Source organism: Streptomyces luteolus (genome assembly GCF_029968015.1).
GTDB lineage: Bacteria > Actinomycetota > Actinomycetes > Streptomycetales > Streptomycetaceae > Streptomyces > Streptomyces luteolus.
In genome coordinates, this window is the sequence record NZ_JASCIS010000014.1 from 185,690 (window position 1) to 194,043 (window position 8,354).

Below are 8,354 nucleotides of genomic sequence, written 5' to 3' on the forward strand. Positions count from 1 at the left end.
GCTAGCCGCTTTCGCCTCATGCCGCTTTTGAACACTCAAGACCCGGGACTGCCGGCAAGTTTCGCCGTACAGCCGCCCGCAACGTCAGACCATCGAGTCGGCTCGATCCGGCCATGGCCGAATATCCACCATGTCGACCCATTGACACTGTCAACATGTAGGGTTGCCTCTTACTCGTCGCCCACACGCCAGACGGAAGGCACCCTCATGCCGCTCACCGACAGCTCCGAGTTCCGTCTCCAGCTGCCTGACGGAACGGGAACGGCCACCGGCCGCGTCCTGGACACCGTCGGGAACAACGGCTCGCGCGAGTTCCGGCTGAACCGGGGTTCGGCCGTGTCGGGCAAGGAGTGGCAGGGCATTGCGGAGTACGCCCGCCGCCGGCGGGCCGCCCTGCGGGCGGACGGCACGCTCGTCGACTCCACGCGCTGGCCCGGGCAGTGGGAGACCGCCACCGATGTCGACTGCAACTCATCATCGGCCGCGGCCTCCATCGTCCTCGGCTACAGCGCCAGCGGGCCGACCTCCTGGCGCAACGCGGACGGCCACCAGCTTGCCGACTTCCTGAAGCCCAGCTGGCGCGCACCGCACAAGTCCTGGCTCGTGCGCGGCTCCAACGTCTCGGGGCGGGATCTCGTCCGCCGCCTGTGGCTTCCCGAAGGGTTCGTCTCCCTCTCAGGGGCTCACCTCCCGCAGCTGGAAGAACCCGATCCCACGAAAAGCGCGCTGCGTCGCTACGTCCAGGGCGGATACGAAGGCACCGCTTCATACCACCAGAAGCGCGGCCTGGTCGATGAACTGCACGCCTTCGTCACGCAGATGCGTATCGGAGACACCGTTGCGACTCTGTCCGACGGCAATCTCTACATCGGCGAGATCACCAGCGAGGCTGTGCAGAACGAATCCCCTGGCTCACTGTCCAACCTGCGACGCACCGTGACCTGGCAGCAGAAGGGCCACGCCTACGAGGAACTGCCCGAAGGCCTCCAGCAGCGTCTCTCCCTTCAGCACGACGTCATCGACCTCACGAACGTCGCCGACACGCTGACCGAACTCGCTCCCTCGCCTCCCGTGGCCGACATCGGGGACCTGCCCACCGAAACGGCACCTCGCGAGCTGACCCTTCCGCCCACCACCGCCGCGCTCGCCGGCGACCTGCTCCTCCATGATCCGGCCTGGCTGGACGACGTGCGCGAACTGCTCTGGGACGAACGGCAGTTGGTGTTCTACGGTCCGCCCGGCACGGGCAAGACCTACCTCGCGATGAAGCTCGCCGAGCACTTCGGCGGCGGCCCCGAGCAGGTCACCCTCGTTCAGTTCCATCCCTCTTACGCCTACGAGGACTTCTTCGAAGGCTTCCGCCCCGAGGCGGACCCGGACAGCGGCGAGGTGGCGTTCCGGCTCAAGGCCGGGCCTCTGCGGGAGCTCGCCGACCTCGCCCAGCGCGAGGGGAACCAGCACATCCCGCACTTCCTGATCATCGACGAGATCAATCGGGCCAACCTGGCGAAGGTCTTCGGTGAGCTGTACTTCCTCCTCGAGTACCGCAAGCGGTCAGTGCGACTCACGTACTCCGGCGACGACTTCACGCTCCCGCCCAACCTGTTCATCATCGGCACCATGAACACCGCCGACCGGTCGATCGCCCTCGTCGACACCGCCATGCGCCGCCGCTTCGCATTCGTCGAGCTCTCCCCGCGTACCGAGCCGACCCGTGGCCTGCTGTCCCGCTGGCTCCACCGGCACGGCCACGACCAGGAGCCCGCCCGGCTTCTCGACACCCTCAACGAACGCATCGGAGGGGAAGAGTTCGCCATCGGCCCCTCATACCTGATGAAGCCCTCCGTCCACCGCGAGGGCGGCCTCGACCGCACCTGGCGCACCAAGATCCTCCCTCTGCTCGAAGAGCACCACTACGGAGAAGGCATGGACATCGAGCGCCGGTACGGCCTGACGACGCTGCGGAAGTCTCCGTCGTGACCGAGGCGCCCACGTCGCCCGACGCCGCCGCCCCGGTACAGGAGATCCGCCTGCGCGAACACGCCCCGGCCGCCTCGGTGCCGCTGGACACCGCCACCGGCAAGGCCATCGCCGCCGCCCGGGTCCTGGAGAGCGCCGCCCCAGATCCGTTCAGGCCGGGGCACTGGACACTGCGAGCCGGCAGCACCGTGGGGACGGTTCGTGTACCTGTTCCGGGCCGCCCCGGGCCGGGCCTGACCCTGCGTATCACGCCGAAGACTCCAGTGCGCCGCCTCTTCTTCCTCCTCGGCTTCAGCCTCAGCCCGGAACGGGCCTGGCGCGACGGCGGACCGCCGATCGACTCCGGCACCCATGACGACGTCGTCCCCGCGCTCGCCCATGCGGTCGAGCGGCAGATCGACCTGGCCCTGCGTCAAGGCGTACTCCAGGGATACCGGAGCGTCGAGGAGTCGGCGCTCGTGGTCCGCGGCCGCATCCGTGAAGCCGAGCAGATCCGGCGCCACTTCGGCCGCACACCGCCCGTCGAGATCGCGTACGACGACTACTCCACGGACACGGCCGAGAACCGAATCCTGCGCGGCGCCGTCGAGTCCCTGCTGCGCGTACCCGGCATCCCCAGTCACGTGCGCCGCCGCCTCGCGCACCAGCGACTCCGGCTCGCGGACGCGTCGCCGCTGGTCCGAGGACAGGCCCTGCCGAGGTGGACGCCGAGCCGGCTCAACGCGCGCTACCAGCCCGCGCTGCGCCTTGCGGAAGCGGTTCTGCGGGGCACCTCTCCCGAACACCACCCGGGCGACGTACCGCTCACCGGCTTCCTGCTGGACATGAACGTGCTCTTCGAGGACTTCGTGACCTGCGCACTGCTGGAGGCGGTACGCGAACTCGGCTTCACCGCCCGGTTGCAGGACCCCCTGCACCTGGACACGGCCCAGCTGGTCCGCATGCGCCCCGACCTCACCGTCCGGTCCGCCGACGGCACACGCCCCGTCGCAGTCGTCGACGCGAAGTACAAGACGCAGAAGGCGCAAGGCGGTTACCCGAATGCGGACTTGTACCAGATGCTCGCCTACTGCACTGTGCTCGGCCTCGCCAAGGGGCACCTCGTCTACGCAGCCGGAGACACCACGAGGACCGCACACGAAGTCGCGACACCGGCCGGACTGCCCGGTGTGCAGCTGTACCGGCACGTCCTCGACCTGGACCGCGAACCCGCCGAACTACTCACCACGTTCCGGCAGCTCGCCGCCACACTCACTGCAAGCCACGGCTTCCCGCAGCACACAACCCGACCCAACTGACCCAGCACCCAAGGAGGAAGACCTTGCCTCAGCTCGCCTTGGCCCAGAGCTTCTGGGACGGCTACGAAAAGGTCGAGAAGCCCGTCCGAGCGGGCGTCAAGAAGGCCATGGCCAAGTTCCAGCAGCTGACCGTCGCTGAACTCCACGCGGACAAGGGGCTCCACCTGGAGTCGGTCGAGAACGCCCGGGACCAGCGCATGCGGACCATCCGCATCAACGACTTCTGGCGCGGCGTAGTGCTTGCCCCTGGCCCCGGTGACGAGAGCGACATCTTCCTTCTCGTCAACGTACTCCCCCATGACGATGCGTACGGCTGGGCTGCCAAGCGCCTTTACTCCACCAACTCCGCCACCCGCGGCCTCGAAGTTCGCAACGCCGTCGCCATCGACCAGCTCACCCCGCTCTACGAGCAGGCCGCCCGCAGCGCACCCCAGCTACTGTTCGCCAAGATCTCGGACGGTGCCCTGCGCGAGCTCGGCGTCGACAACCAGGTGCTGCGCGCCGTGCGCTCCATCGTTGACAAGGCTCAACTGGAGGCCTTCGCCACACTGCTCCCCGAGGACCAGCTCGAAGTACTGCAATACCTGGCTGAGGAGTTCAGTCCGGAGGACGTGTACCGGGACGTCGTCGCCCACCGACGCCCGGCAGACGCGCCTGCCGAACACGTGGACAACCTGGCCACGGCGGTTGCCAACACTCCGGCCCGCATCCGTCTGATCGCCGGCCCCGACGAGCTTCAGGAAGCGCTGGACCAGCCCTTCGCGGCCTGGCGAGTCTTCCTGCACCCCTCGCAACGACGCGTCGCCTACCGCACCTCCTACGGCGGCCCGGTCCAGGTCACCGGAGGCCCCGGTACGGGCAAGACGGTGGCAGCCCTGCACCGGGTCAAGCACCTCCTCAGCCGCGACGAGAGCTCCCGCGTCCTCCTCACCACCTACACCAACGCCCTCGCGGCCGGACTGCGCGACAGCTTGGACCTGCTGCTCGACGGCGACGAGAAGCTGCTCCGACGCGTCGACATCACGACCGTCGACGCCCACGCGACTGGTGTCGTCCGTGCCCACGATGCACGGGCGCCCCAACCGGTCGGCGACCGCGAGCAGCGTCATCTGTGGACGAACGTGGTTCGCCGGCTGAACCTGCCGTTCACGGAACAGTTCCTGGCCCAGGAGTACCGACACGTGATCCTGGGCCAGAACCTGCGAGACCGCGTGTCCTACCTCTCCGCCCCACGGCGGGGGCGCGGCACCGCGCTGGGACCGGCCCGCCGCAATCTGCTCTGGGACGCCGTCGAACTCTTCGAGCAGTCATTGCGTAAGGGCGGCGAGATCACACATCTGGGCATCTGCGCTCGCGCCGCCGACCTCCTTGCCGAACACGGCCCCACCCATCAGCACGTGGTGGTGGACGAGGCACAGGATCTGCATCCGGCCCAGTGGCGCGTGCTGCGAGCTGTGGTCGCTCCCGGCCCCGACGACATCTTCCTCACAGGCGACCCGCATCAGCGCATCTACGACTCCCGGGTCAGCCTCACCTCCCTCGGTGTCGCCACCGCGGGCCGCAGCTTCCGCCTGCGGGTCAACTACCGCTCCACGGAAGAGATCCTGACCTGGGCCTCGAAGTTGCTGGCTCCAGTGACGGTCGATGCCCTGGACGGTGACGGCCACGACACTCTCGCCGGGTACCGTTCGCTGCTGCGTGGCGGCCGGCCAGAGGCGCAGGGGTATTCAAGCCAGCAGGACGAGGTGGCGGCATTGGTGGAACAGGTCCGCAGCTGGGTGGACGGCGGTCTGTCCGCCTCCGAGATCGGTGTCTGCGCCCGTTTCAATCTGCTGCTCGACAAAGCGGAGAAGCAGCTCAAGTCGAGCGGGATTCCGGTGCTGCGGGTCAGGGGCCAGGCCCGGGCGTCGGAACCAGGCGTGCGGCTGTCCACGATGCACGCCATGAAGGGCCTTGAATTTCGGGCTGTCGCCGTCCTCGGCACCACAGCAGGCGCCCTCCCCTTCGCACGCGAGATCACGCCGGCCGAAGTCGACCCCCTTCAGCACGAGGCAGATCTGCTCCGCGAGCGCTGCCTGCTCTTCGTGGCCTGCACCCGGGCGCGCGAGGCGCTGCGAGTGTCATGGAGTGGCGAACCCAGTCCGTTCGTCGCGCACATAGAGCAGGCAGGAAGTCGATGACGCCCTCCCCGATACGTCCGCGATCCGGACCTCACCCCCCGACCGGCCCACCCGCCCCGTAGGCTGACCCACGCAGCTGGTTCGCCCCGTCCGCCAGGCGGGAGGCGTCGTAAGAGGGAACCCGGTGGGAATCCGGGACTGCCCCGCAGCGGTGAGTGGGAACGACCGCCGTCACAAGCACTGGGTCCGAGGAAGTGGTCCTGGGAAGCGACGGCCAGTAGGAGTCTCGTACGACAGGTGCGAGGCGCGCCCGCGAGTCCGAAGACCTGCCAACTGCCCGTGTGCGTACGACGCGTGCGCGGACATCCCGGTGACCTCGAGGGCGGGTCGGCGACCATACCAGGCGGACGGCCGTGCCTCGGGGCGCGTGTGCGGCGCCCGGTCCGTCACCCCTTCGCGCTCTCGTCCCGGCACCGGGATCTCAGGGATTCATCTCGCGAAGGAGATCTCCGTGACCAGCGGGAACGAGACAAGCAGCACCGAGGCAAGCAGGACCGAGACAAGCAGGACCGCGGCCGCGACAGCACGGGCCACCGTGTACGGCTACCCCCGGCAGGGCCGGAACCGGGAGCTGAAGAAGGCCGTCGAGGGCTACTGGAAGGGCCGCGTCGACGCCGGCACGCTGCGTGCGACCTCCGCCGAACTGCGCCGCTCGAACTGGCAGGAGCTGGCATCGGCCGGCCTCACCGAAGTCCCCACCGGCGACTTCTCGTTCTACGACCACGTCCTCGACACCAGCGTCATGGTCGGCGCGATCCCCGAGCGGCACCGCGCCGCCGTGGACGCCGACGCCCTGGACGGCTACTTCGCGATGGCGCGCGGCACCCAGGACGTGGCGCCGCTGGAGATGACGAAGTGGTTCGACACCAACTACCACTATCTCGTACCGGAGTTGGGCCCCGGCACCGTCTTCACGGCGGACGCCACCAAGCAGGTCGCCGAGCTCAAGGAGGCCCTCGCGCTGGGCCTCACCGCCCGCCCGGTCCTGGTCGGCCCGGTCACCTACCTGCTCCTCTCCAAGCCCGCCCCCGGCGTCGCCGCCGGCTTCGACCCGCTCACGCTGCTCGACCGGCTCCTGCCGGTGTACGCGGAGGTCCTGGCCGACCTGCGCGCGGCGGGCGCCGAGTGGGTGCAGCTGGACGAGCCCGCGCTCGTGCAGGACCGCACCCCGGCCGAGCTGAACGCCGCCGAGCGCGCCTACCGCGACCTGGGCGCTCTCACCGACCGGCCGCAGCTCCTGGTCGCCTCGTACTTCGACCGGCTCGGCGAGGCGTTGCCGGTGCTGGCCAAGGCGCCCGTCGAGGGGCTCGCCCTGGACTTCACCGGGGCCGGGGCCCTGAACCTCGACGGGCTCGCGGCGGTCGGCGGGCTGCCCGGGAAGCGCCTGGTCGCGGGCGTCGTCAACGGGCGCAACATCTGGATCAACGACCTGGAGAAGTCCCTCGCGACCCTCGGCACCCTGCTCGGCCTCGCCGACCGGGTCGACGTGGCCGCCTCCTGCTCGCTGCTTCACGTGCCGCTCGACGCCGGCCTGGAGCGGGACATCGACCCGCAGGTGCTGCGCTGGCTGGCCTTCGCCAAGGAGAAGACCGGCGAGATCGTCACGCTCGCCAAGGGTCTCGCCCTCGGCACGGGCGCCATCGCCGCCGAACTCGCCGCCAACCGGGCCGACTTGGCGTCGCGTACTCATTCGGCGCTGACCCACGACCCGGCGGTCCGCGCCCGCGCTGCCGCCGTCACCGAGGGCGACGCGCGCCGCTCACAGCCGTACCCCGAGCGGGCCGTGGCGCAGCGCGCCCACCTCGGCCTGCCGCAGCTGCCGACCACCACCATCGGCTCGTTCCCGCAGACCGGCGAACTGCGCACGGCACGCGCGGACCTGCGGGCCGGGCGGATCGACACCGCCGGGTACGAGGAGCGCATCAGGTCCGAGATCCGCGAGGTCGTCTCCTTCCAGGAGAAGACCGGCATCGACGTCCTCGTGCACGGCGAGGCCGAGCGGAACGACATGGTCCAGTACTTCGCCGAGCAGCTCTCCGGCTACCTCGCCACGCGGCACGGCTGGGTGCAGTCGTACGGCACGCGCTATGTCCGGCCGCCGGTCCTGGCCGGGGACATCTCCCGCCCTGAGCCGATGACGGTGCGCTGGACGTCGTACGCCCAGTCGCTGTCGGACCGTCCCGTCAAGGGCATGCTGACCGGTCCTGTCACGATGCTCGCCTGGTCCTTCGTGCGTGACGACCAGCCCCTCGCCGACACCGCGCGGCAGGTGGCGCTCGCCCTGCGCGACGAGGTCGACGGCCTTGAGGCGAACGGCACTTCGGTGATCCAGGTGGACGAGCCCGCGCTGCGCGAGACGCTTCCGCTGCGCGCCGCCGACCACCCCGAGTACCTGGCCTGGGCGACGGAGGCGTTCCGCCTCAGCACCAGCGGCGTACGGCCGGACACGCAGATCCACACGCACATGTGCTACGCGGAGTTCGGGGACATCGTCCAGGCCATCGACGACCTCGACGCGGACGTCATCAGCCTGGAGGCGGCCCGCTCCCACATGCAGGTGGCCCGCGAGCTCGCCGCCCACGGCTACCCGCGCGAGGCCGGACCCGGTGTGTACGACATCCACTCGCCGCGCGTACCGAGCTCCGAGGAGGCGGCGGCCCTGCTGCGCAAGGGACTTGAGGCCATCCCGGCCGAGCGCCTGTGGGTCAACCCGGACTGCGGTCTGAAGACCCGCGGCTGGCCCGAGACGCGCGCGTCCCTGGAGAACCTCGTCGCGGCCGCGCGCACGGTACGCGGCGAGCTCGGGTCGTCCGCGTCCTGACGCGGGGCGGGGGGGGGCGGGGGGGCGGGGGGGGGGCCCCCCCGCCCCGCCCCCCCCCCCCCCGCCCCCCGGGGC

Annotated in this window: 4 protein-coding genes and 1 riboswitch; all 4 genes read left to right on the plus strand. The window is 70.0% G+C overall.

The features are described 5' to 3' along the window. The first annotated feature begins 207 nt into the window (after positions 1-207). The 4 genes from QIT00_RS16450 to metE all read left to right on the plus strand — a co-directional run bounded on the left by QIT00_RS16450 (position 208) and on the right by metE (position 8,279). On the plus strand, positions 208-1,980 hold the full coding sequence (locus QIT00_RS16450; protein WP_282536016.1) for a DUF4357 domain-containing protein: 1,773 nt from the start codon (positions 208-210) through the stop codon (positions 1,978-1,980). Continuing rightward, the gene (locus QIT00_RS16455) at positions 1,977-3,278 is read left to right on the plus strand and encodes an McrC family protein (RefSeq protein ID WP_282536017.1); all 1,302 of its coding nucleotides are present in this window, start codon (positions 1,977-1,979) and stop codon (positions 3,276-3,278) included. Before QIT00_RS16450 ends, QIT00_RS16455 begins: the two co-directional genes overlap by 4 nt. Positions 3,279-3,301: 23 nt before the next feature. Further along, a complete protein-coding gene (locus QIT00_RS16460; RefSeq protein WP_282536018.1) occupies positions 3,302-5,458 on the plus strand; it encodes a UvrD-helicase domain-containing protein in 2,157 nt (718 codons plus the stop codon). Positions 5,459-5,518: 60 nt separating this feature from the next. Beyond that, positions 5,519-5,746, plus strand: a riboswitch (cobalamin riboswitch). A gap of 163 nt (positions 5,747-5,909) precedes the next feature. Further along, positions 5,910-8,279 (plus strand): 5-methyltetrahydropteroyltriglutamate--homocysteine S-methyltransferase, encoded by a 2,370-nt coding sequence (gene metE / locus QIT00_RS16465; protein WP_282536019.1) that lies wholly within the window; start codon positions 5,910-5,912, stop codon positions 8,277-8,279. The last annotated feature ends 75 nt before the right edge of the window (positions 8,280-8,354 follow it).